The sequence below is a fragment of the Enterocloster lavalensis genome (assembly GCF_046603895.1).
In the GTDB taxonomy this organism is placed as follows: domain Bacteria; phylum Bacillota; class Clostridia; order Lachnospirales; family Lachnospiraceae; genus Enterocloster; species Enterocloster lavalensis.
The window spans coordinates 2647479-2668208 of sequence record NZ_CP176637.1; the positions used below are offsets into that span (position 1 = coordinate 2647479).

Consider the following 20730-nt stretch of genomic DNA (forward strand, 5'->3'; position numbering starts at 1 on the left):
CCTTTCCGCAAAAAGGGCACCTGGAAAGCCGCTGTATTCCAGATGCCCAAACGATACCAAACCTACTGAACAGCAGTCGGAGCTACAATTTCCCCGCTCAGGATCTTTTCCTTTGCCTCCGCCACTGCTGCGGCAATATCATCCGGGGTTTTGTACACAGATTCCTCCGGCAGCAGCAGATCCAGGCCGTCATTCTCCAGGCCGTACTTGTAAGCGCCGAACTTCAACCCGCCGTCCTCGCGCTCCTGGAACGCCTGATAAACCCAGTTGCCATAGTTGATCACCATGGAGCCGATGACCTGTCCGGGTACGATTCCGTTCTGGTCAACATCGCATCCAACTACCATACCTCCGGTCTCCTTGGCCGCGTCAAACACTCCGGTGGAAGAAGCCGCTGCCGCCACATAGATAATGTCGGCTCCCTGGTCGTAGAGCATAAGCGCCAGCTCTTTCCCTTTGGCCGGGTCGTCGAAGCTTCCCACCCAGGTCACATCAATCTTGATATCCGGGTTGACCGCCTTGGCTCCTGCGTCGTAGCCCGCCAGGAACTTGTTGATCTGAGGGTTGTCGGAGCCGCCCATGAACGCAATGTGGTCGTTCTTGGTGGTCATCGCCGCCGCCACGCCTGCTAAGTAGGAGCCATCCTCCTGCTTACTGATCAGGGACTTCACATTGGGAAGCTCGATCTCGCTGAATACCATGATAAACTCGCTGTCCGGGTACTCTGCGGATACCTTCGCGCAGGCGTCCTCCAGGGCGGACCAGCAGGGCATGATAATGTCATAACCTTCCTGACACAGCGCACGCAGCGTCTCCTCATACTCTCCAGCCTGAACCTCCACCACGGTGGGCTCGTAGCCAAACTCCTCACAGCCTCTCTTAAAGCCCTCGTAAGTGTTGTCCGTCACGCCCTTGTCCCCCAGGGGCTGCGCCGTGATCATCGCCGCTTTCTTGCCGCCCTCAGACTGCTCCGGAGCCTTCTGCGCCTCCGTGGAACCAGCCGCCGTAGTCTCGCTCTCCTTCGCCGCCTCCGTCGCAGTTGTCGCCGCTTCCGTTGCCGCCGTCTCAGGCGCGCCGGCTCCGCCGCACCCCGCCATGCCGAGTACCAACGCCGCTGCCAATGCTACTGATAACATTTTTTTCATTCGTTTTTCCTCCATTTCTCTTTTCCGCTTCACTGCTCATCTATGATGAGTATGATTATATTATAAAGACATCCACTATTTTTGTCAATATGTTTATGTTTTTTTATTTTTGATTTTATTAGTACGTTTTATTGCTTATTTTTTTAGATTTTAAGCTTTATTTTATAGATATTTTGTATCAATCATTCATCGTCAGCAAGTATCAGTGGTTAATTTTGCAGACATTCTCCTCTACATTTTCGCAGAACCCCCCCCCCCCCGCCCTAGCTCATCATAAAAGAGCTGTGATATTCAAAAATATAGCGGTGGAATCTGTTTATTCCACCGCTTTTCACTCTGTGCCGCTCTTGTAACTCCCGGCATGCGTATCCCGTTGTTCAGGCTCCGGCATTTTCAGGCTCATCCTCCTCTGCCATCTTCTCAATCTGTTCCCGAACCGCATTTAAAAGTGCGTCAATATGCCGTTCCATCAGCTGGACAGCCAGTTCCTCGTCGCGGGCCTCAATGGCGTTCGTAATGTCGTCGTGCTCAACCACGTACGCATCCCCTCGCTCCCTGGTCACCAGCTGCTCCATATTGTTCTCAATCTGGCGCTCCTCAAAAAACAGCATGTCCAGCATAGCCTTGATAAAACGGTTATGGCTCATATCCGCCACAACCATGTGGAAATCCAGAGCCGGCTCTGTGGGATCCCGGTTCTCCGCCACGTAGCGATAGTGGATCAACACCGATTTCTTCAGCGCTTCCACCTCCTGGGCCGTAGCGTTGGCTACCGCCAGGCGCACCGCCTCCACCTCAATGGCCTTTCTGGCCTGGATCAGATCCACCAGATCCGAGTATTTGTTCACCCTGAGCGCTTTTGAAGATTCATTGTGCATTTGGGCTCTGGCCACATTGCCGGACACCTTTGCCAGCCATTTTTTACCGTCCTCCGTCAAAATACGCCCCTGGTTACTCCGCTGCTCTGTCATCCCTCTGGAATCCAGTTCCTTCAGATAACGGCCGACCGTCGCGGTTCCGTAGTTGATCCCGCTCTGCTCCAGCTCCTCCTTCAACGTCCACGCGCCTACCGGTGACTCGCTCTTTCCGATCATGCGCGCCAACAGGTAGGTCACCACATCGTTCTGTGTGCGGAATACACCGGTCTGCATCAGACGTTTTTTCTCATCTCCTACCGCCGCCATATATTTCCCTGCTTTCTTCTAAAATAATTCCATCTTTTACCATCATACCATGAGGATTTCATTAATTCAATACAACCAAAGCAAGCGCGCCGGAAATTTCCCGGCACGCCATCAAGCTAACCACGCTCGTGCTTAAGCCATTCATTATAAAGCACAATTCCCTCTTCCACCGTCACTCCGGGCTTCCAGCCGAAATCGCGGTACATGCGCTCCATACTCATTGCGCCCAGATTGTCGTAGCCCAGCGTTCCCCCGCCGATCTGAATGGGGACCTGGGGATAAAGCATTTTCACCTGCTCCACAACTCTGGAATAGGGTACATTTTCCCCGCCTCCCACATTATATTCCCTGTGGGGAAGTTTCTTTGCCATAGAAACAGTCGCAATCGCCTCCACGCAATCATCCACAAATATATAGTCCATAACCTGGTCCATGCCGTGCTCCCAACATACCTCTTTGTGGTTCATGCAGTCGTCCAACAGCATATGGATGGGACACTCGAATTTTCTTCCCGGTCCGTACACAAACCCGATCCGCAACGACACGCTGTCCAGCCCATAGTTTCTGACCAGCTCCTCGCAGGCCACCTTTGTGGCGCCATAAGGACTTTCCGAATGCAGCGGCGTCTCCTCAGGCACCGTTTCCAGGGACACGTTCCCGTAAACCGCGCCGGAACTCATATAGACAAAACGTTCGACGCCATAGTTGCGCGCCGCTTCCAGAGCAGTCAGCGTTCCAACCACGTTGGTGCGGTATATCTTGTAAGGGTTGTCCAAAAACAGCTTTGGATGGGAGACCGCCGCGTTGTGCAGGATCCGGTCCACTTTGTGGGTGTGCAGAATCTGGTTGATCGTCCCGTACTCCGTCACGTCGCCCTGCACATAGGTACAGCCCTTCACCTCACAGGAAGGCTTATGTCCGCTGAAGCTGATCACTTCCTCCCCCATGCCGCACAGATGGGACACCAGCCTCGTTCCCACCAGACCGTTTCCGCCGATGATTAAAGTCGCCATTTATCATACCTCCATACTGAATTCTTTTGCTAATGTGCCCGTAAGCAGCCCGCAGTCCCATTCCCCCGTTTTAGCGGGACCAGTCATTTCCCCAGTGTATCCCAGATCCGGTCCGGCACAACCGCGTGAACTCCGCGTATCCCGTTGACAATCTGCGTCACCCGCAGGTCGGCTCCGACGCTGCAAAATGTCATTGCATCCGTTTCCTCCATATCAAACGCCCGTTTAAGAAGCAGGCGCATATTCCGCAGCGCCTCGTAAGCCGCCACCGTCAGGTCCTCGTGAAACCCAAATGTCATCCAGCCCTCCGCCGTATGCGCCACCGGGCTTTTAATCAGGTAATCCACAGCAGACAGGCGGAGGGAAATGCTCCGAAACGGACATTCCACAGCCGTCCCGCCGGACTCCCCATCCCCCTGCGCCCCATGGCCGTCTCCCACGGAAAACAGAGCGCCCGGGTGGAACACCGGCAGATACACAGTGCTTCCTGCAGTCAGGGCGCGGCAGTCCAGATTCCCGCCATGGTTTCCGGGTATGTGGGTCCGAACCGGACCCTCCCCCTCCGGCGCCACGGCCACAACGCCCGGAAAAGGAGAAAGCGGAACCGTCATGCCATCCGGCCCCTGGCATATTCCCCGATGGACGTCCAGATCCCATACCCTGAAATCCTCCTCCCCGGAGAACCCCAGCCGGTTTAAATGATCCCGGTTTCCGATTCCAACGGAGCTCCAACCCCAGTTCTCCGTGACGATCTCAGCAATTTCAACCTTTAGCGCCATGCCGGACCGCGCGCCCTCCACATAGATGGGACCGGACAGCGCATGCCCGTCGTCCCGTCCCTTGATCCTTGGAAACAGCGGCGCCTTAAGAGGTGATCCCTGGGGTCTGCCCAGCCGCCAGTCCGCCTCCAGAGTGGTCACATGGACCGTATCCCCAGACCGGACCCGGAGTGCCGGAGGAAGCTCCGGATCCAGAACTCCGTGAAGATTATCCCGCTGCGGCAGTAATGTATATTCGGCCATAGCGCCTCCTTTTAATCTTCCAGCACAGCGAAGGCCCGTACCGGAGATCCCGTTCCCTGATCCAGGAGCAGCGGAACCCCGTAAAACATAAATTCACCCGCCCCGATCAGAGCCGTCAGATTCACCAGCCACTCATAGTGGGTCAGCCCCGCATCCCGACAGGCTCTGTGGCTGGGAAACAGCTTGGTATCCATAATATCCGTGGACGGCCCTTCGACGCCATGGACCTTCGAGCCACGCGCAGCCAGCCACCGCACCACTTCCGGGGATATCTCCACATTCTGGGTAAGGACTTTGGGATCCGGGTAGTATCGCTCATGAAGTCCGGTTGCGAACAGGACAATATGCCCATCGATTTTAACCCCGTTCTCCCGCTCAGCACGCTCTACATCCGCCACGGTCACCTTCCCCCGCTCCGGGATGCAGGTCATATCCAGGCAGACCGCCTTCCCGAAAAACATGGACAGCGGCATCCGGTCAATGGTCAACCCGTCCGGCCTCATATGATAGAACGAATCTACATGAGTTCCCACATGTTCAATGATTGAAAGATAGTTATAAGAAGAAGTGATTGGATCATCCTTGGTCCCATTCCCCATTGCAACCGACTGTTCATGGGTCATCGCCTTTACGTAAACCGGGCGCTGGAAACAGTCGGGCGCCAGCATATTGTTCTCAATACGCAGTGTCAAATCCACGATACGTTGCGCCATATGTGCCCTCCTCGTTTATTCTTCGCATATTGCTCATCATTTATGAGTAGTTACAGAATAATCATAGCTTTGACACTTATGTTTGTCAAGTATTTTTTCCCATTTCAGCTCTGCACCCCTCCATGTTTTTATTTATTTTATATAAATCATCCTGCATTTGTTTCATCAATATCCAATAATAAGCCAACCAATCCCTTTATTTTTTCCATTTTTTGAATATTATTGACAATCACTCCGTTTCATGATAAGCTCTAATCACTCACCATTAATGATTAGTCAAAAGGAGGTTCTTATGAGCAATCCCAATTCTTCCATGACACCGGCTATCCTATATGTAGAGCCCGACGCTCCCCGTTTCCAGGACGATTATCGCAGATGGCAGGGTATTCCCTCCATCGAAGTCACAGAAAAAGGGCGTATTTTTGTAAATTTCTTTTCGGGTCAGGGCGCGGAGGTCGGCGGAAACTTCCTCATGCTGTGCACCAGCGACGACCGCGGGGAAACCTTTCGCTCCTGCGTCACTGTTATTGAACATCCGGACCCCCTCTGCCGTATTTACGACCCCTGTCTGTGGATATCGCCCGCCGGAGAACTGTGGATGATCTACAACCAGACGAAGGGATTCAACGACTGCCGCAGCGGCGTCTGGGCCACGGTCTGCAAAGAGCCGGACGCACCACGGCTGGAGTGGACACCGCCCCGCCGGATCGCCAATGGCATCATGATCAACAAGCCCATTGTGGACGCCTCCGGCGACTGGTTGTTCCCGTGCGCCATCTGGCGGGATGAGTGCGGCGCTCCCCCAACCGAGCGCCACGGCCTGGAACAGGAACAGTTTTCCAACGTTTACGCTTCCACGGATGGAGGTGAGACTTTCTCGCTGCGCGGCAGTGCCGACGTGCCCAACCGGAGCTTCGACGAGCACATGATTGTGGAAAAGAAAGACGGAACCCTTTGGATGCTGGTGCGAACCTTTGATGGAATCGGAGAGAGTTTCTCCCGCGACGGCGGGCGCACCTGGACTCCCGGACGTAAAAGCCATATTGACGGCCCCTGTTCCCGCTTCCACATCCGCCGGCTGAAATCCGGCCGACTGCTGATGATCAATCATTTTCATTTCGGGGAGCGCATCGATCTGGACAATATCCTTCAGCAGGGTAACGTGAAAAGCTGGAAGGGCCGCAGCCATCTGACTGCCATGCTCAGCGAAGATGATGGACAGACTTGGCCTTACACACTGCTGCTGGACGAACGCAACGACGCCGCCTACCCGGACGCAAAGGAAGGGGCGGACGGCTATATCTACGTGACCTACGACTACGAGCGCGTCAAACAGCGGGAAATCCTTATGGCACGTTTTACGGAGGAGGACGTTCTGACGGGCTGCTTAAAATCTCCCGGCGGAAGGAAACGCGTGCTGGTGAATCAGGCACTGGGGCAGCCGGATGTGAGCTAACACAGGAAATAAAAAGAGCCGTCCTCCCGCATCCCCGCGGCAGACGGCTCTTCACCCCTCTAATTTATCCTCAATTTATTCCGTATCCAGCGCACGCTTCAGAATACCGACCAATCCCTTTTCCTCATAGATGGTCTCCCCTTCGTCCCGGACCGGCATTTTGTCCATGGTTTCACAGTTCATGGTGCTCTCCCGCTCCACCTTGCGCTTGTAGTCTGCAAGATATTGCTCAATAGCGGAAATCTTATCCGCCTTGGCGGCGTAATCCTCCGCGGTCAAACCCAGGGCGCTCAGAATAATGTTTAAGTCCTGCTCGGACCAGTCGCCCAAAAAGGTGTTGGAAAGCATGTCAATACGCGCTCTGACTGTGGTGCACTCTACAAATTTTTTAATCATCGATATCTTCCTCCATCTCAAACCGCACTTGGCGGCCCACCCAAGCAAAAAAATAATGTTAGCAGCTTTTACACTGCTAACATTATAATGAATCTTAAGTATTTTTTCAATCGCTTTATTCACCAAATACAGCCTTGTAATCCGCCTGAAACTTAGCAATTCCCTGGTCGGTCAGGGGATGCTTCGTCATCTGCTCCAACACCTTGTACGGCACGGTGGCAATATCGGCTCCCGCCTTTGCACAGTCGATTACGTGGATCGGATTGCGAATGCTGGCGGCGATGATCTCCGTCTCAATATCGTGCATCTGGAAAATCTCGGTGATCTCGTAGATCAGGTCGATTCCGGGCATGGAGATGTCGTCCAGACGGCCCAGGAACGGGGAAACGTAGGAAGCTCCCGCACGAGCTGCCAGCAGCGCCTGCGCTGCGGAGAACACCAGGGTCACGTTGGTCTTTACGCCCTCGGCGTTCAGAACCTTGACCGCCTTTAAGCCCTCCACGGTCATGGGGATCTTCACCACCATGTTGGGGTGGATCTTGGCAATCTCGCGGCCCTCGGCGATCATACCCTCGGCGTCCACGGTGGTGGCCTTCACCTCGCCGCTGATGGGGCCGTCCACGATGTCGGTGATCTCCTTGATCACCTCCGCGAAATCGCGGCCTTCCTTGGCGATCAGGGACGGGTTGGTGGTTACGCCGCAGATGATGCCCATGTCGTTGGCCTTCTTGATCTCCTCAACGTTCGCTGTATCAACAAAAAATTTCATTTTCTTCCTCCTCATATGGGAGGCCGGCAGGGCCATTCCCAGCCGCCGCCGGCCGTCTTTGTTATGCCAGGCTTCTCATCTCAGCGATCTGGGCCTCGGTCAGGTTCAGAATATCGCTGTTTTCCATGGATGTGTTGGAATCCTCGATCAGGATCATCTTGGTGTCCTTGCAGGTGATGGTGTTGTGCCATAAGGTGGCCGGAATGTTGTAGACTTTGTCTTTCTCCATCTTCACAGCGCCGAACTCCAGTCCGCCCTCTGTCTCGTTGGCGTACACCAGGGTGCAGGAGCCTTCCACCAGCACGAACAGCTCGTCGGTCTTGTTGTGGCGCTCCAGGCAGTCGATGCCGGTCACGTCGTTGGCCGGTTTCCAGTTCTTGATACCAACCGTCCACTTCTCGTTCTCAAATACCCGCTGCATTCCCTCGCCGGTAAACTCATAATTTAAAATATTCATTGCCTCGTCCTCCGAAATGAATCCTGATTTATTTGAGCAGCTCTTTCGCCTTGGCGGCCACGTTGGCGGCGGTCAGACCGTATGCCTCGAACAGCTGATCCGGCTTGCCGGACTTGCCGAACTTATCCTGAATGCCGACCATGGCGAATTTCGCGCCGTCGTGGCCCGCAAGCACCTCTGCAACCGCGGAACCCAGCCCGCCGATCACGGAGTGCTCCTCAACGGTCACGATGGCCTTGCAGGTCTCGTTCATTTTCAGCACAATGTCCTTGTCGATGGGTTTGATGGTGTGCATGTTCACAACCGCGGCGCTCACGCCCTCTTTCTCCAGCTGCGCGGCAGCTTCCAGCGCCTTGGGAATCATCAGTCCGCAGGCGATGATGCACACGTCCGTGCCTTCCTTCATCACATTGGCCTTGCCGGGGATGAAGGGGGTGTCCGCCGTTGTGATATCGTCGCACACAGGTCTGGCCACGCGGATGTAAACCGGTCCGTCGATCTCAGCGGCTGCCATCACGGCCTTCTCGGTCTCAGCGGGATCACAGGGAACGAAAATGGTCATGTGGGGCAGTTCTCTCATCAGCGCGATGTCCTCGATGGACTGGTGGCTTCCGCCGTCCTCGCCCACGCACAGGCCGGAGTGGGAGAATCCGAACTTCACGTTGCAGTTGGTATAGCAGATGGAATTGCGGATCTGCTCAAACGCACGTCCCGCGCCGAACAGGGCGAAGGTGCTCACAAAGGGAACATAACCGGTGTGGGCAAAACCCGCGGCTGCGCACATCATGTTGGCCTCCGCGATTCCCATGTTGAAATGGCGGTCCGGATACACGTCCTTAAACATACAGGTCTGGGTGGCATGGGCCAGGTCGGCGTCCAGCACCACTACTTTATCATTTTTAGCGCCTAATTTTACCAGCGCCTCACCATAAGCAACTCTCAATGACTTTCCCATTTACTCCACCTCCTGCTCGCTTAACGCCTTCTCAAACTGTTCTTTGTTCATGGGGCTGCCGTGCCATCCGAACTGGTCCTCCATAAAGGAAACGCCCTTGCCCTTGACGGTGTTGCAGCAGATGAATTTCGGCTTTCCGGACACAGGGGCCTTGAGCGCCGCCACGATGGCGTCCATGTCGTGGCCGTCTACCTCGAAGCACTCGAAACCGAAGGCGTCGAACTTCTTCACAATATTTCCAAGGCTCATAACCTCGTCGTTGCTTCCGTCGATCTGCAATTTATTGTAATCCAGCATGAAGGTCAGGTTATCCAGCTTGTAGTGAGCCGCAGCCATGGCCGCCTCCCACACCAGACCTTCCTGGCACTCGCCGTCGCCCAGAACCGCATATACCTTGTACTCCGCCTTCGCATGCTTTGCGGCCAGAGCCAGGCCCATGGCCAGGGATGCGCCCTGTCCCAGGGAACCGGTGTTCATGTCCACGCCCGGGGTCTTGGTGCAGTCCGGGTGGCCCTGCAAATGGCTGTTAATCTGGCGCAGATCGGCCAGGTCTTCCTTCGGGAAGAAGCCTAAGTCGGCCAGGATCGCGTACAGGGTGGGGCAGGCATGGCCTTTGCTCAGCACAAAACGGTCGCGGTCCGGATCCTTGGGGTTCTTGGGATCCACCTTCATCACCTCATAGTACAGCGCCATCAGCATTTCCACACAGGAAAGTGACCCGCCGGGATGACCGGACTGGCAGGCGTAGAGCATCTTCAGGATCTCTGCCCGCAACTCTTTTGCTTTCTTATCATACTGCATAATTGTTTTCCTCCTCATTTATCGACGTCAACTCACCTTAAGGTGGGATGGCTGACAGATTGATTGATTAACCCTTCACAGCGCCTGCGGTCAGACCCTCGACCAGCCGCTTCTGCGCAAAGAAGAACATGATACAAACCGGAATGATGGTGATAATGCCGCCCGCGGTCAACAGATCCCACTGAACGCCCAGCTGGCCGATCAGGCTCTTTAATGCCACCGGGATGGTGCGGGTGTCGGTGTTGGTGAACATCATCGCAAAGGTATATTCGTTCCAGGATGTCATGAAAATGTAAACTCCGGTTGCCACCAGGCAGGGGCCCAGGATGGGAAGAATGATCTTCACAAACGCGGAGCCTCTGTTGCAGCCGTCCACCAGGGCCGCCTCCTCCAGGGACATGGGCAGGTCGTTTAAGAAGCCCAAAAGCAGCCACACGGAGAACGGAATGGTAAAGGTGGTGTAGGACAGTACCAGAGAGGTGGGGGTGTACAGCAGTCCCAGCTTGCGCATGATAGTGTACAGCGGGATCAGCAGCAGCACTGTCGGAAACATGTTGTTGCACAGGAAGGTGCACATGAGAAGCTTTCTTCCCGCGAACTGGTATCTGGAAAATGCGTAGGCCGCCAAAGTGGAGGCTGTCAGCGAAACGATGGTGGTAAAGCTGGCCACGATAAAGCTGTTCTTCATAGCCGCCAGGAAATTCACCGTGGTGGTGAACAGCTTGCTGTAGGCCTCGAAGGTCACGGCGCTGGGCCAGTATGTAACCACCGCCCCGTAAAGCTCATCCTGGGGCTTCACAGAGGTCACGAAGGTCCAGTAGAACGGGAACAGGATAAATACCATCAGCAGAATCAGCGGAAGGAATACGATGAAAAAGCGTTTTACATTGGATTGTTTTTTCATGTTCTCACCCCTCTTCCCGGAAATTCATTTTCAGATACGGAATCGCCACTACCAATAGCAGCGCCGCCATCAAAAGCGCCATAGCCGAAGCATATCCCAAATCCAGCGCGTTGCCCTTGTTGAAAATGTAAACGCTTAAGGTCTGTGTGGAGTAGGCCGGTCCGCCCTCCGTCATGTTGAAGATTACGTCCACGGAGTTGGCCACCCAGATCACACGCAGCAGGCCGGTGACGAAAATCGTGTTCTTGATAGACGGAAGCGTCACGTAAATCAGCTTCTGCCAGGCCGTCGCGCCGTCGATGTCGGCCGCCTCGTACATTTCCGTGGAAACGCCCTGCAGGGCCGCAAGCAGCATGAGGGCGAAGAACGGAATACCCTGCCAGACGATGGTCACGATCACGCTTGGAAACGCGGTTCCCACCTGGGACAGGAACGGAATCTTATCCCCGATGGCGTGAATCTTTAACAGCAGGTCGTTCAGCACGCCGAAGTTGCCGTCGTAAATCCAGCGCCACATCAGGCCGATCAGCACGCCCGGAGTCACCCAGGGAATCATGCTCACCGCGCGCACCATTCCGCGCCCCACGAACTTCTGGTTCAACAGAAGGGCGAGAATGAATCCGAACAGAAACTGGAAACCAACGCCTGCCACCACCCACACGATGGTTCTCCAGAGCGCTCCCCAGAACAATGGGTCTCCGAAGGCCTTGGCGTAGTTGGCAACTCCGTTAAATGCAATCTCCTTCGGTCTGCGCAGGTCGTAATTTTGGAAACTCATGGAAATAGCGTTGATGACTGGTATGAACACCACGCATAAGATGATGAGAACTGCCGGAGCAACCAGCAGGTATGGCCATATGGATCGTTTCTTGACCATTAATCAACTCCCCCTTCTGATTTATGGGGCTGCAGTTTTCGCTGCAACCCCATCGGTTAGTTACGGTTATCGGTATAATCCCTCCTGAAGGGTCTTCATGCACTGCTCAGCGGTGATGCTGCCGGTCAGGGCCTGGGATACGGTGTTGGGCCACAGGGTGGAAATCCACTCGGTTGTGGTGTCCAGGATGGGCAGGATGCCCGCATAGCTCTGTCCGTCGATGGATGCCTTCATGAAACGGTTGCTCTGGAAGAAGTCGCCCGCCTGCACGGTCTTGCTGACCGGAACGTTGCCGGTGCCCTCGCACCACATCTTCTGGCCTTCACCCGCCGCTAAGTAGGATACCCACTCAAAGGCAGCTTCCTTATTCTGGCAGGACTCGAAGATAACAGTCTCGGTGTCGCCCATGGAGGTCCACTGGCCCTTGCCTGCCGGGAACGGGAATGCGGACACGTCGTCGCCGAAGGTCGCTTCCATATCTGCGGAGGAACCGGTGTGGTGGATCGTCATGGCGGTTAAGCCGGACTTAAAGTTGGCGATAATCTCGTTGAAGCCGTCGCTGGTCGCCGTCGGCGGCACATAACCCTTGGTGTAGATGTCGATGAAATCCTGCATGCCCTGAACTGCCTCAGGCGTGGTCATATCCTCGAAGTTGCCGCCGCGGCCGTAGATAAAGCTGCCCCACGGCTCCTGTCCGCCCTTGGCGCCTCTCATGCCGAAGCCGTAAACGTCGGTCTTGCCGTCGCCGTCGGTATCCATGGTGCACTTCTCGATGGCGGTGAGGAACTCCTCGTAGGTCTTGGGAACCTCCACGCCGGCCGCCTCAAAAATGGACGGTCTGTAGTATACATACAGTACCTGAATATTCCAGGGCATCACATAGATGCTGTCGCTGCCGCCGGCCTGCTTCATAATATCGTAAATGTTCTCGTCAATGTCGTCCTTTTTGTCCCAGCCGTCGATCATGGGGGTCAGATCGGCCAGCAGGTCGTTGTTCACAAACAGGGGAGTGGAAGTCAGCTTCCAGGTTGCGCAGTCCACGTCGCCGCCGCCCATCTTGGCGTTGAACAGGTTCTCGGAGTAGGCGCCGCCGTCCCAGGGGCTCTCCTCGCCCACAACGGTGATTCCCTTGCCGTTCTCAGCGTTGAACTTCGCAATAATCTCCTGCATCAGAGCGGAATAGTCCGTGTTGTCCGCCCAGTAGCGGAACTTGATGGTAACCGCCTCGCCGGTTCCCTCCGCCGGGGCCGCGTCTCCGCCCGCCGCCGTCGTGTCAGCCGCAGCTGCGGCGGTGTCGCCGGCCGGAGCGGCAGTGGTTTCCTTGCTGCCTGAGGAGCAGCCCGCCAGCATCCCGGCAGCCATCAGAGCCGCCATGGTCATCGCCAGCGTTTTCTTTGCAAACAGTCTTTTTTTCATTTTCGTTCCTCCATTTCTCTTACATCATTTAATGTTTCCCACACATGCCGCTCGGCCTGAAACTTGGCTTCCACGAAATCGCCTGCGGCAATGGCTTTACAGATTCCCATGTGGCTGCGCTTCGCCCGCTTGAAGCTCTCCAGATCGTCATGTGTCTCCACATGGCTTCTGCGGATGGATTCGATGATGATCGGCACCACCCGGATCAGGACTTCGTTGTGCGTACACTCCGCCACCCCGGTGTGAAACTGGGCGTCCAGCTCCGCCGTAACCTTGCTGTTCACCTCGCAGCGTTCCATCTCCGCCACCAGCCGCTCCAGGTTCTTGATGTCCTGGGGCGTCGCCCTATGACAGGCCAGCCCGGCGATCTGCGGTTCGATCAGCATACGCGTCTCAAACAGGTTCTCAATCAGATTCTCCTGATTGGTGAAATGCAGTCCCAGCGGGTCCTCCCCGATTCCGGTTCCCGCGCTGACAAAGGTTCCGCTTCCCTGGCGGATCACAACCACGTTCTCCGCTCTCAGGAACTTCATCGCCTCCCGCAGCGTGGAGCGGCTCACCCCGAACAGGTCGGCCAGCTCCTTCTCCGTCGGAAGCCTGTCTCCCGGCTTCATCTGGCGCTGGATGATCATGGTCTTGACCTTCTGGGCCGTGGCCATCGGAAGCACATCAATATTCTGAAATTCTTTTAAATCTTTGCGCATCGGATCCCCCTTTCCGCGTGAACTCCGCCGTCATTTTGTCAGTTTCCAGTCGACATTTGCAAGTGATTATTGTGTACATTTTCATTTCATCTGTCCTTATACTACCATAACATATGATGTTTGTAAATAGCTTTTTAACTATTTTTTAAATTTAATCCGCTTTTTAGGTTGTTTTATCGTGTCTTTTGTATATTATTTGCATAATCATCCCATAAATTCATCATACCTTTAATGTCCATTTCATACAAATTGGTATGTTGTTTTTTGTTTTGTACAAATTTTTGCTACATTTCGCGCACTTTGCCACAGTGCATTCTGCACAATAAAAACAACAATATTACAGGTATTTGTAACATATTTAATACATAATATACAATTTTTATTGCCCCCATCCCCGGTTGCTGTTATAATATGGCCGAAATCAATTACGTCGGATTTTTGCAGGGAAAATCTATATGGAGGGACATATTTTATCAGCTTCATCGCCAAGACGCTGGGCGTTTCCGGAACCGCCCTATACAGGGCCCTGTACGGTAAACCAGGTGTCAGTCCGGCCGTGGCCGCCCTGGATTCGGACGGCGTGGCGAGGCAGAGCGGAATTTACATATTTACATGAAACATTTTCAGGGTTCAGAATCATTCTAAAGGAGAAAATTCATATGAGCAGACATACAGTTGCCGTCATGGGACTTAACGTGCGCGGGAGAATCCATATTCATGGACTTTTGGAGAATCCTGATTATTACGAGATAGTGGGGCTCTGCGATATCGACCAGGCCGCCATGGACCGGGTGGCGTCGGAATATCATCTGGAGCAGACCCCCAGGTTTTTGGATGCGGAGGAAATGTTAAAGACCGTGCGCCCGGAGGTGTTTGTATTTGTCACCTACCCGGACATGCGCCTGAACCTGATTAAGCTGGGGATCAAATACGGCGTGAAGGCTGTTTCCCTAGAAAAGCCCATGGCCGAATCCCTGCAGGAGGCCCGGGAGATGGCCCGCCTCTGCCATGAGAACGGCGTCAAGGCCGTGGTCTGCCACCAGCAGAAATATTTGTCCCAGTTCCAGCGAATGAAGGAGAAGATCGACGCCGGGGTCATCGGAGAAATCCGGAAAATCCACGTGGAGACCCAGACCTGGTTCTCCCAGCTGGGCACCCACTATGTGGACTACACGTTGTGGATCAACGGCGGGCGCCGGGCCAAATGGGTGGCCGGACACATACATGGGCCCGCCACCCTGGAGGACTCACACCCGGCGCCGGATTACCTTTTCGGCACCATGGAGCTGGAAAACGGCGTCCGGGCCTACATCGAGTGCGGCTATTTAAGCGAGGCCCACAACCCACCTGAATTTTCCAGCAGCGACAACCGCCTGACCGTTTACGACACCGACGGCTATATGTACGCGGAGACCGACGGCTTCTGGGGCGCCTGCACCAGGGAGACCGGCGGCCGTCCGGTGACCGGCAAGGACCCGGGCTGGCGCAATCACCAGCAGGTGCCCATCCAGACCCCCTACTATACCCAGTTCGCCCAGTGGATCGAGGACGATTCGGCGGTTCACTCCTGCAACATCGACACGGCCTGCCACGGGTTCGAGATTCTGGAAGGCATGTGCCTGAGCGCCTTAAACAATGTGCGCGTCGATCTGCCCATCACAGACCTGGGCTATACTCCGGTACTGCAGCGCATGAGACGGGAGCTTCCGCCCTGCGGCACTGTGCTGCGCAAGCTCTATGACGGGAAAACTCCGCGAAAGGAGCGGGATTGACCTGTAGGAAAACAGAACGAACAAAAAATTGGGATGTTGAAACAAACACTGCCAGGCCGCCTGTCCTTTCATTATAATGTTCCCATGCACAATGTTTTCGCAGAGAAAAAACCGTATAATCAAGGAAACGTATCTCTTGTCATCAACCTGCCGGTTGGTGACAAAGTATGATAACATCTTACAAATTCCGCACAAGCCGGATCGCACACAGAAAGGATGTGGTAATCATGTATGGTTGGAGGGCAAGAATCGGGTTAATCAGTCCCATGCCCGGGGAAAACATCGAGCACGCGTTTCATATTTATGCACCGGAAGGAGTTTCCTTCTCGTCCATGAAAATGCCGTTCCCCGGCCCCACCCCCGAGGGTCTGGCGATTCTCACGGATCAGCTGGAGAGCACGGCGGCGAAATACAAAGGGCAGAACCTGGATTTGATCGTGTTCGGCTGCACGTCAGGAAGCTTCATCAAGGGAATGGGCTGGGATCAGGAGTGCATCAAACGGATCGAAAATGCCAGCGGCTCTCCGGGCCTCACTACCAGCACGGCCGTGATGGAAGCGCTAAAGGCCCTTGAGGCGAAAACGGTGGCCGTACTGACCCCCTATCCCGACGCCACCAACGAGGCAGAACGGCAGTTTTTGGAAAATAATGGGATTCATGTGACCAATATCGCCGGTATGGACATGTCCGGCGTTCCGGGCCGCCGGATTCCTGACGCGGAAAAGCCGTTTCTCTACCGAAACTCCAAGGCTATGGATTTAAAGGGGGCCGACGTATTCTTCCTCAGCTGTATGGCTTTGGACACCCTGGGCTTCGTGGGCGCGCTGGAGACGGATCTGGGCCTCCCGGTCATCACCAGCCACCAGGCCACGCTGTGGAGCGCGCTGCGCCACTGTGGGGTCAGGACGAGGCAGCCTGAGCTGGGGAAGCTCTTTACCATCTGATCCCGGCTAAAACCAACTATTACACCCAAATTTTAAGAGCCAGGCATTTAACGCCTGGCTCTCAACATGTTGAAAATTTAAATCAATAATTTGTAATAATAAATTTGCTACCCGGATATGGCAGATAAATCACCTGTATTTCCGAAAAATACCCGTCTACCACATACTCCTGCCTGTTATTTGTTTTCGTATAATCAAACATGTTAATCGCATTGATTATATTCTCTTCGTCCGCTAACGGCGAAAGCAGTAATAATGCAAAATTAATCCGTTCTTTTAATTGATCCTGATCACTGCTCATAACCAATTCGAATCTCACATCATTCCTGTCTTTATAATTATCAACGTCAATATTAATATAGCCAATCTCATTGGTTCGGAAACCGTAATCATAAAACAACCCGTTATCCCATGTACCGCTGACATCAAGTTTGTATTCATCCGGGTAATTTTCTAAAAAAATGGAATTTAAGATAGCCGGATAAAGTTCGCCGCGGGGCACATCGGCATAGGCTAAATCACGCGCCTCCGTCCGTCCCGGGTCAAAGTTCACAAGGCTGTCATCGGGTTTAAACTCCATAATACTGCCGTCTCTGCCCTTATTCCCTCTTCCCGTAATCCAGTAATAGGTCTGATCATCTTCTTTGACATAAGCGGAGGCAACATATACGCCATCGACTTTAAATTTCTCCTTGTTGTCCTTTATGACCCATTCCCCGTCGCTGCTATTATATAATTTCGTGTTGCTCTCACCTTTTAATATGCTGTTCCAGGTCCCCCTTGAACTCGGCATAAATGTATCCTTTATGATCAGGGGGTCTCCCGTCGCTTCACATATATCTTCCTCTGTCCGGCTTACCGTCTCTGTTTCTTCCGCGCGTCTTTCCGGGGGTTCTGTATATCCCTCGTCATATACATCCTCTGTCTTAGGCCAGGTGGCTTCAAAATCTTCCTGCTTTTTACAGGATGTAACTGTCAATACCGCAAATACGGTCAAAGCTACGCGCAAACCAACTCTAAAAGGACACGCCTTTTTCATTTTGTTTTCCCCTTTGTATCCGCTGCCTCAGCGCATATCTTCAAAAAACTTCTGCATCCGATCCAGCCGCGACGTCATCGACACCAACAACAAATCGCACACCGTGAGCGCCGTCATAGCTTCCACCACCACCACCGCCCTTGGGACGATAATCGGGTCGTGCCTGCCATGTATCTCGATCTCCACCTCTTCGCCGGACCGGTTCACGGTCTGCTGGGCCGAGGCGATGGAGGGGGTGGGCTTGAAGGCGGCCCGGAATACCAGGTCGCTTCCGTCGCTGATTCCGCCCAGGGTCCCGCCGGAGTGGTTGGTGCGTTTGCAGACCGCTCCGCGCTCCAGGCCGAACGCATCGTTGTTGACCGATCCGGTGGACCCGGCAGCGGCAAAGCCGTCTCCGATCTCAAAACCCTTCACCGCGCCGATGGAGAGGATGGCTTTTGCCAGATTGGCGTCCAGCTTCTCAAATACCGGCTCGCCGACGCCCGCGGGAATCCCCGTCACCCGGCACTCCACCACGCCTCCGCTGGAATCCCGGCGGGCCATCAGCTCCTCCAGGTAAGCCTCCGCCGCCCTGGCGGCCTCTGCATCCGGCATGTAAAGCCGGTTCTTCCACATTTCCTCCGGGTCGAACCGCTCCGGAGAGATGGACACCGGGCCGATGGACCTGGTGTAGGCCTGAACCCGGATGCCCAGACTCTCCAGCACCTTGGCCGCGATGGCCCCCGCCGCCACGCGTCCGATGGTCTCCCGTCCTGAGGAGCGCCCGCCACCCCGGTAGTCCCGGAATCCGTACTTCCGGTCAAAGGTAAAGTCCGCGTGTCCCGGGCGGTACACATCCATGATATTCCCGTAGTCGTGGGAGCGCTGGTCCGTGTTGCGCACCTCCAGGGCAATGGGCGTTCCGGTGGTTTTCCCCTCGAACACGCCGGAGAGAATCTCCACCCGGTCGCCCTCCTGTCGGGCTGTGGTGAACTTGCTCTGTCCGGGCTTTCTGCGGTCCAGCCAGGCCTGAATGTCCGCCTCGCTAAGCTCCAGCCCCGCCGGGCAGCCGTCCACCACCACGCCGATGCCTGTTCCGTGGGACTCCCCCCAGGTCATTATCTTAAATATGGTCCCGTATGTTGAACCCGCCATGTCTAACTCCTTGTCCGTCTTTATATTCCGTCTCGTTATTTCGTCTCAAATACCGCCGTATCCGCTCTTCTCAGATCATCCGATCTTTACAATCGCGCAGCAGTTGGGCTCGTTGACCTCAACGGCCCGGCCGCTCATGACCAGCAGACCCTTTTCGTAGTCCACGCTGAAGAAGGTCAGGGTGCCGCTGTCGTGGTTCACGGAGGCCAGGTGCCGTCCGTCCGGGAAGATCGCCACGTCCTTGGGGTAATTGCCGCTGATGGGCAGGCAGCAGATCATGGACAGAAGCCCGGTCTGCTCATCCCGGCTGTAGATGCTGACCGTATTCTCACCGGCGTTGGTGCAGTAAATATACTTCCCGTCCCTGGACAGCCTCATGGCGCAGGCCGCGGTCAGATTGCCCGGCTTCGGAGTGCTGGTGGTGGAAATGGTCTGGATCTTCTCAATCACCGGGGACCGTTCGCCGGTCTCGTAGGTGAACACATCGATGACATTTTTCAGCTCGTACATCAAATAGATGAAGCGGCCGTCGTTGCTGAACCGGAAATGCCGGGGAGCCGACTCCAGGTCGCAGCGGATCGCGTCCACCTGGACCAGCTTGTTGTCCCGCTCGTTAAAACGGTAGATTCTCACCTGGTCGATGCCGTTGTCCACGCTCATGACAAAGCGGCCGTCCGGGGTTCTCCTGGTGCAGGTCACATGGGGGCGGAAGTTGCGCTCCGCAACGCTGCCGTAGCCCTTGTCGAACACGCCGTCCACAATATTCCCGACTGAGCCGTCCGGGTTCAGGCTGAGCACCGTGGTTTTCCCGTCGTGGTAACCGGAGACGAACACATACTTGTCCTCCTTATCCGTACACAGATGGCAGCCTCTCATACCGCGGATGGATGCGCTGTTCAGCCTGGCAAGGCTGCCGTTCTCCAGGATGCGGAAGGACACCACGCCCTCGTCCGCGATGGAGTAGAGGGTCTTTCCGTCGTTGGAGGCAATTACATAGGAAGAGTTGTCCACCTCCACCTCACACCGTTCCTTGAACGTTCCTTTTTCCACGTCCACATCAAAAACCGTGATTCCCTTTGCCTTCCCGGTGTAGGAGTAGGACCCTACATAAGCCATATATTTACCTTTCATCGCGCTTTTACCTCCCAGAATGATGCTTTTTAAAAACTAAAACAATCATACCATAATTTTTAGTTTTTGTTAACCAGAAAGTGTTTCCTGTTCCCATTTTAGGGAATTGGCGTAACCGGTCCGGGGGATATGCCGCCTGAACGGATACGAATTTGCGCCAGGCCCCGGGAAAGTTCCAAAAAGGTATTGACAGAACTGTAAAACGCGGTATAATTAGCTTCGCATGTGTTTATTATTACTAAACTTTTTGGTTATTTTTATCGTCAGTTAGTATTTGTAAACTTCCAGGCGTTTTTTATTATACTTTTGTGGATATTATCTCTGAAAAAAGAACGGGAGGTGCCATATGCAGATTGGCGCAAAACTAAAGGAACTGCGGATACTAAAAGGGTTGACCCAGGAAGAGCTGGCGGACCGCACGGAGCTCTCCAAGGGCTTCATCTCCCAGCTGGAGCGGGACTTAACCTCCCCCTCCATCGCCACGCTGATGGACATCCTGCAGTGCCTTGGAACCTCCATCGGAGAATTTTTCAACGAAACCCAGGAGGAACAGATCGTCTTTTGCAAGCAGGACTATTTTGAGAAGATCGACACGGAGCTGCACAACGAAATCAAGTGGATCATTCCCAACGCCCAGAAAAATGTGATGGAACCCATTCTCCTGACCCTGGAGGCCGGAGGTTCCACCTACCCGGACAATCCCCACGAGGGCGAAGAGTTCGGCTATGTGCTCCAGGGAAGTGTTTCCATTCACCGGGGAGCCAAGACATATAAGGCCAAAAAAGGGGAATCCTTCTACTTTGTGGCGGATAAAAAGCACTATCTGACCAGCAAAGGCGGCGCCGTAATCCTGTGGGTGAGTTCTCCCCCCAGCTTTTAACTTTAAATACCAAAGGAG

At 54.5% G+C, this 20730-nt stretch carries 21 protein-coding genes; 4 read left to right on the forward strand and 17 right to left on the reverse strand.

Features of this window, described 5'->3' with window-relative positions:
• Nucleotides 1–62: 62 nt before the first annotated feature.
• From ACK2JC_RS11700 to ACK2JC_RS11720, 5 genes are all read right to left on the reverse strand, one after another.
• Nucleotides 63–1145 (reverse strand): BMP family ABC transporter substrate-binding protein, encoded by a 1083-nt coding sequence (locus ACK2JC_RS11700; RefSeq protein WP_276855799.1) that lies wholly within the window; start codon nucleotides 1143–1145, stop codon nucleotides 63–65.
• 377 nt (nucleotides 1146–1522) lie between these two features.
• The gene (locus tag ACK2JC_RS11705) at nucleotides 1523–2329 is read right to left on the reverse strand and encodes an FCD domain-containing protein (protein ID WP_227167682.1); all 807 of its coding nucleotides are present in this window, start codon (nucleotides 2327–2329) and stop codon (nucleotides 1523–1525) included.
• A gap of 116 nt (nucleotides 2330–2445) precedes the next feature.
• Nucleotides 2446–3342, reverse strand: a complete 897-nt coding sequence (locus tag ACK2JC_RS11710; protein ID WP_227167681.1) for an NAD-dependent epimerase/dehydratase family protein — start codon at nucleotides 3340–3342, stop codon at nucleotides 2446–2448.
• A gap of 83 nt (nucleotides 3343–3425) precedes the next feature.
• Nucleotides 3426–4364, reverse strand: coding sequence for an acetamidase/formamidase family protein (locus ACK2JC_RS11715; protein ID WP_309472121.1), 939 nt, complete (start codon nucleotides 4362–4364; stop codon nucleotides 3426–3428).
• 11 nt (nucleotides 4365–4375) lie between these two features.
• Complete coding sequence (locus tag ACK2JC_RS11720) at nucleotides 4376–5077, reverse strand: cyclase family protein (RefSeq protein ID WP_227167679.1); 702 nt, start codon at nucleotides 5075–5077, stop codon at nucleotides 4376–4378.
• Between the two features lie 292 nt (nucleotides 5078–5369).
• Between ACK2JC_RS11720 and ACK2JC_RS11725 the strand changes: the two genes are divergently transcribed.
• Complete coding sequence (locus ACK2JC_RS11725) at nucleotides 5370–6533, forward strand: sialidase family protein (protein ID WP_320937228.1); 1164 nt, start codon at nucleotides 5370–5372, stop codon at nucleotides 6531–6533.
• Nucleotides 6534–6608: 75 nt separating this feature from the next.
• Here ACK2JC_RS11725 and ACK2JC_RS11730 read toward each other — a convergent pair whose 3' ends face one another.
• The 9 genes from ACK2JC_RS11730 to ACK2JC_RS11770 form a co-directional block, all read right to left on the reverse strand.
• Complete coding sequence (locus tag ACK2JC_RS11730) at nucleotides 6609–6929, reverse strand: hypothetical protein (RefSeq protein WP_320937227.1); 321 nt, start codon at nucleotides 6927–6929, stop codon at nucleotides 6609–6611.
• Nucleotides 6930–7044: 115 nt separating this feature from the next.
• Nucleotides 7045–7698, reverse strand: coding sequence for a fructose-6-phosphate aldolase (gene fsa / locus ACK2JC_RS11735; protein WP_024737554.1), 654 nt, complete (start codon nucleotides 7696–7698; stop codon nucleotides 7045–7047).
• A gap of 61 nt (nucleotides 7699–7759) precedes the next feature.
• Entirely contained in the window at nucleotides 7760–8155 is a 396-nt protein-coding gene (locus ACK2JC_RS11740) for a cupin (protein WP_092370082.1), read from the reverse strand.
• Nucleotides 8156–8183: 28 nt separating this feature from the next.
• A complete protein-coding gene (locus ACK2JC_RS11745; RefSeq protein ID WP_092370085.1) occupies nucleotides 8184–9110 on the reverse strand; it encodes a transketolase family protein in 927 nt (308 codons plus the stop codon).
• Entirely contained in the window at nucleotides 9111–9911 is an 801-nt protein-coding gene (locus ACK2JC_RS11750; RefSeq protein ID WP_092370088.1) for a transketolase, read from the reverse strand.
• 67 nt (nucleotides 9912–9978) lie between these two features.
• A complete protein-coding gene (locus ACK2JC_RS11755; RefSeq protein WP_092370091.1) occupies nucleotides 9979–10815 on the reverse strand; it encodes a carbohydrate ABC transporter permease in 837 nt (278 codons plus the stop codon).
• A gap of 4 nt (nucleotides 10816–10819) precedes the next feature.
• Nucleotides 10820–11692 (reverse strand): carbohydrate ABC transporter permease, encoded by an 873-nt coding sequence (locus ACK2JC_RS11760; protein ID WP_007719631.1) that lies wholly within the window; start codon nucleotides 11690–11692, stop codon nucleotides 10820–10822.
• 66 nt (nucleotides 11693–11758) lie between these two features.
• On the reverse strand, nucleotides 11759–13108 hold the full coding sequence (locus ACK2JC_RS11765; RefSeq protein WP_092370094.1) for an ABC transporter substrate-binding protein: 1350 nt from the start codon (nucleotides 13106–13108) through the stop codon (nucleotides 11759–11761).
• Nucleotides 13105–13812: a FadR/GntR family transcriptional regulator gene (locus tag ACK2JC_RS11770; protein WP_007719635.1), complete on the reverse strand. Its 708-nt coding sequence runs from the start codon at nucleotides 13810–13812 to the stop codon at nucleotides 13105–13107. The genes ACK2JC_RS11765 and ACK2JC_RS11770 overlap by 4 nt, the downstream gene beginning before the upstream one ends.
• A 659-nt stretch (nucleotides 13813–14471) precedes the next feature.
• On the opposite strand from ACK2JC_RS11770, the gene ACK2JC_RS11775 reads away from it, so the two are divergent.
• Nucleotides 14472–15584 (forward strand): Gfo/Idh/MocA family oxidoreductase, encoded by a 1113-nt coding sequence (locus ACK2JC_RS11775; RefSeq protein ID WP_320937225.1) that lies wholly within the window; start codon nucleotides 14472–14474, stop codon nucleotides 15582–15584.
• Between the two features lie 227 nt (nucleotides 15585–15811).
• Complete coding sequence (locus tag ACK2JC_RS11780) at nucleotides 15812–16528, forward strand: arylmalonate decarboxylase (RefSeq protein WP_320937224.1); 717 nt, start codon at nucleotides 15812–15814, stop codon at nucleotides 16526–16528.
• Nucleotides 16529–16610: 82 nt separating this feature from the next.
• Here ACK2JC_RS11780 and ACK2JC_RS11785 read toward each other — a convergent pair whose 3' ends face one another.
• The 3 genes from ACK2JC_RS11785 to ACK2JC_RS11795 form a co-directional block, all read right to left on the reverse strand.
• A complete protein-coding gene (locus ACK2JC_RS11785) occupies nucleotides 16611–17567 on the reverse strand; it encodes a hypothetical protein (protein ID WP_368272097.1) in 957 nt (318 codons plus the stop codon).
• A gap of 27 nt (nucleotides 17568–17594) precedes the next feature.
• Complete coding sequence (gene aroC, locus ACK2JC_RS11790) at nucleotides 17595–18701, reverse strand: chorismate synthase (RefSeq protein ID WP_320937222.1); 1107 nt, start codon at nucleotides 18699–18701, stop codon at nucleotides 17595–17597.
• A 75-nt stretch (nucleotides 18702–18776) separates the two neighbouring features.
• Entirely contained in the window at nucleotides 18777–19832 is a 1056-nt protein-coding gene (locus tag ACK2JC_RS11795; protein ID WP_118757431.1) for a lactonase family protein, read from the reverse strand.
• 346 nt (nucleotides 19833–20178) lie between these two features.
• Between ACK2JC_RS11795 and ACK2JC_RS11800 the strand changes: the two genes are divergently transcribed.
• On the forward strand, nucleotides 20179–20712 hold the full coding sequence (locus ACK2JC_RS11800) for a helix-turn-helix domain-containing protein (RefSeq protein WP_024737545.1): 534 nt from the start codon (nucleotides 20179–20181) through the stop codon (nucleotides 20710–20712).
• The last annotated feature ends 18 nt before the right edge of the window (nucleotides 20713–20730 follow it).

Coding starts and splice junctions, on each gene's coding strand:
- ACK2JC_RS11700 (WP_276855799.1), bottom strand. CDS start 1,145: ATGAAAAAAATGTTATCAGTAGCATTGGCAGCGGCGTTGGTACTCGGC.
- ACK2JC_RS11705 (WP_227167682.1), bottom strand. CDS start 2,329: ATGGCGGCGGTAGGAGATGAGAAAAAACGTCTGATGCAGACCGGTGTA.
- ACK2JC_RS11710 (WP_227167681.1), bottom strand. CDS start 3,342: ATGGCGACTTTAATCATCGGCGGAAACGGTCTGGTGGGAACGAGGCTG.
- ACK2JC_RS11715 (WP_309472121.1), bottom strand. CDS start 4,364: ATGGCCGAATATACATTACTGCCGCAGCGGGATAATCTTCACGGAGTT.
- ACK2JC_RS11720 (WP_227167679.1), bottom strand. CDS start 5,077: ATGGCGCAACGTATCGTGGATTTGACACTGCGTATTGAGAACAATATG.
- ACK2JC_RS11725 (WP_320937228.1), top strand. CDS start 5,370: ATGAGCAATCCCAATTCTTCCATGACACCGGCTATCCTATATGTAGAG.
- ACK2JC_RS11730 (WP_320937227.1), bottom strand. CDS start 6,929: ATGATTAAAAAATTTGTAGAGTGCACCACAGTCAGAGCGCGTATTGAC.
- fsa (WP_024737554.1), bottom strand. CDS start 7,698: ATGAAATTTTTTGTTGATACAGCGAACGTTGAGGAGATCAAGAAGGCC.
- ACK2JC_RS11740 (WP_092370082.1), bottom strand. CDS start 8,155: ATGAATATTTTAAATTATGAGTTTACCGGCGAGGGAATGCAGCGGGTA.
- ACK2JC_RS11745 (WP_092370085.1), bottom strand. CDS start 9,110: ATGGGAAAGTCATTGAGAGTTGCTTATGGTGAGGCGCTGGTAAAATTA.
- ACK2JC_RS11750 (WP_092370088.1), bottom strand. CDS start 9,911: ATGCAGTATGATAAGAAAGCAAAAGAGTTGCGGGCAGAGATCCTGAAG.
- ACK2JC_RS11755 (WP_092370091.1), bottom strand. CDS start 10,815: ATGAAAAAACAATCCAATGTAAAACGCTTTTTCATCGTATTCCTTCCG.
- ACK2JC_RS11760 (WP_007719631.1), bottom strand. CDS start 11,692: ATGGTCAAGAAACGATCCATATGGCCATACCTGCTGGTTGCTCCGGCA.
- ACK2JC_RS11765 (WP_092370094.1), bottom strand. CDS start 13,108: ATGAAAAAAAGACTGTTTGCAAAGAAAACGCTGGCGATGACCATGGCG.
- ACK2JC_RS11770 (WP_007719635.1), bottom strand. CDS start 13,812: ATGCGCAAAGATTTAAAAGAATTTCAGAATATTGATGTGCTTCCGATG.
- ACK2JC_RS11775 (WP_320937225.1), top strand. CDS start 14,472: ATGAGCAGACATACAGTTGCCGTCATGGGACTTAACGTGCGCGGGAGA.
- ACK2JC_RS11780 (WP_320937224.1), top strand. CDS start 15,812: ATGTATGGTTGGAGGGCAAGAATCGGGTTAATCAGTCCCATGCCCGGG.
- ACK2JC_RS11785 (WP_368272097.1), bottom strand. CDS start 17,567: ATGAAAAAGGCGTGTCCTTTTAGAGTTGGTTTGCGCGTAGCTTTGACC.
- aroC (WP_320937222.1), bottom strand. CDS start 18,701: ATGGCGGGTTCAACATACGGGACCATATTTAAGATAATGACCTGGGGG.
- ACK2JC_RS11795 (WP_118757431.1), bottom strand. CDS start 19,832: ATGAAAGGTAAATATATGGCTTATGTAGGGTCCTACTCCTACACCGGG.
- ACK2JC_RS11800 (WP_024737545.1), top strand. CDS start 20,179: ATGCAGATTGGCGCAAAACTAAAGGAACTGCGGATACTAAAAGGGTTG.